The sequence below is a fragment of the Paenibacillus sp. 01T422 genome (genome assembly GCF_056398785.1).
On record NZ_JBFTQB010001082.1, the window covers coordinates 1 to 1882 of the forward strand.

Annotated in this window: 4 protein-coding genes; 3 read left to right on the forward strand and 1 reads right to left on the reverse strand. The window is 36.8% G+C overall.

Annotated features, from left to right (window positions below; all coding sequences use genetic code 11):
* The first annotated feature begins 194 nt into the window (after nucleotides 1-194).
* Nucleotides 195-653 (forward strand): cupin domain-containing protein, encoded by a 459-nt coding sequence (locus AC1DUA_RS35745; protein ID WP_477504254.1) that lies wholly within the window; start codon nucleotides 195-197, stop codon nucleotides 651-653.
* Nucleotides 654-706: 53 nt separating this feature from the next.
* Entirely contained in the window at nucleotides 707-1039 is a 333-nt protein-coding gene (gene trxA, locus AC1DUA_RS35750; RefSeq protein WP_477504255.1) for a thioredoxin, read from the forward strand.
* A gap of 119 nt (nucleotides 1040-1158) precedes the next feature.
* On the opposite strand, the gene AC1DUA_RS35755 is transcribed toward trxA, so the two are convergent.
* Nucleotides 1159-1431: a discoidin domain-containing protein gene (locus AC1DUA_RS35755; protein ID WP_477504256.1), complete on the reverse strand. Its 273-nt coding sequence runs from the start codon at nucleotides 1429-1431 to the stop codon at nucleotides 1159-1161.
* Between the two features lie 272 nt (nucleotides 1432-1703).
* Between AC1DUA_RS35755 and AC1DUA_RS35760 the strand changes: the two genes are divergently transcribed.
* A partial coding sequence (locus AC1DUA_RS35760) for an HTH domain-containing protein (RefSeq protein ID WP_477504257.1) occupies nucleotides 1704-1882 on the forward strand: 179 nt, incomplete at its 3' end.

Genomic DNA, 1882 nt, shown 5'->3' on the forward strand with positions numbered 1-1882 from the left:
AATGTATGCAACACAAGCAGCTGTCCAAATTATCCTATTAAGCGCTGGAGGTTAAATAGAATTTTGTATGTAAGATAGATTACAGAATAAAATCAATGGTTAGCCCTATATTAGAGAAGCAGGTGATTGAGTTACTAAATATGCATTCATCGCGTTTAAAAATATACAACATTATAAATTAGGAGGAATCATATATGTCAAAAGTATTAGATGTCATGGGGCCACGTATTCAACTCGTTACGGATTTAACGAAAAATAGGGACCATTCCTTCATGAAGGCTGAAGTTCCAGCTGGTGTTATCGTTCCTCTTCACAGTCATGATGATCGTGAAACGTTTGTAGTTCTCACAGGGGAACTTGAAGCCTTCACGGAAGATAGCTGGAAAACCGTTAAAGCTGGTGAAACGGTTGATATTCCAGGAGATGTAAAGCACGCTTGGAGAAATTCTTCTAACGAGACAGTAACATTGTTCGTCGTCTCTACAGTGAAAATGGGTGAATTCTTCAATGAAATTGGTCGTCCGGTTGACACGGTGCCACCAGGTCCGCCTTCGCTAGAGGTATTACAACATTTTGTTGAAGTAGCGATTAATTATGGCTATTGGCTCGGAACGCCAGAAGATAATGCTTCCATCGGTATTAAGTTAGGATAATTTTTTATCAGAAGAAATGTACATTTATAAGACACGAGGAGGTTAGAATAATTATGGATGTTATTTCACTAACAAAAGATAGCTTTCGAGGACAAATTGAAACTGGGATTACACTTGTAGATTTTTATGCAACTTGGTGTGGTCCTTGTAAAATACAGATGCCAATTGTAGAAGAATTAGCTAAAGAGATCAAGAATGAGGCTACAATTGCCAAAGTAGATATAGATTCAGAATCTGACATTGCATCAGAGTACGATGTGAAAAGTATTCCTACTTTGATGATATTTAAAGATGGGTACAGATTAGAAACATTTGTTGGCGTTCAGAGTAAAGAGTTTTTAAAACAAAAAATTAATGAATATACAGCAATAGGAGATACTTATTAAAACAAAAATTTACACCAATTGCAATGATAAAAAATAAAAGGTTGTTGGTAATCCAACAGCCTTATTCTTGTGAATGAACTAGTAGTTTACTGGGGAAGACATTAAGACAAGGATGTGTGTCAAATGATGCAATTCAATGCCATAATTATTGGATTCGGAAAAGGAGGTAAAACAATTGCTGCGCTAGCTCCCAGATCCACGTAGATCCACTGCGAATCCTTCTGCCAGACACTTTCCCAGCGACTATACACGTTATCGTCTACGGCCAAATCCGGGGTATTTCCTCCAAGAGAGGATGAAGCATAAATCGATCGGTTTTTGGACAACAAATAACTGTCCGATTCATCTGCCTGCACGTTTGGCGCAGACAGAAACGGCGAACTGGCAATCATCAACATAAGTGCTGTTTAAACATGGGCCCAGCGAAAGCGTTTTCTTCTTTTTTCAGTATACATGTGTTTCATCTCTACTCTCCATTTGCGTTTATTTGACATGTCCGTGTTATTGTAAGGGAATGTCACAACTACAACAAATTATGAAATAGAAACGTATAGATAAAATAATTTATACAGTTAGAAATTTCATATTTTATAAAAATTTATTATGTAAGAGTAATTATATTGTGATTTGTTTGATGGAATCCTGCGATTTACAATAGTGAAACATGTATGCCATAATCCGCGGCCCATGTAACTCAATTCAAAAGGAGTTGTGCGCCAAACAGATGGCAATTAGCAGGCATTTTGAGATTGTCTATTTATTAATTAGCAAAAAGAGAACAACAGCCGAAGAACTGGCGGAACATTTCAATGTTTCTACACGTACGATCTATAGAAATATTAG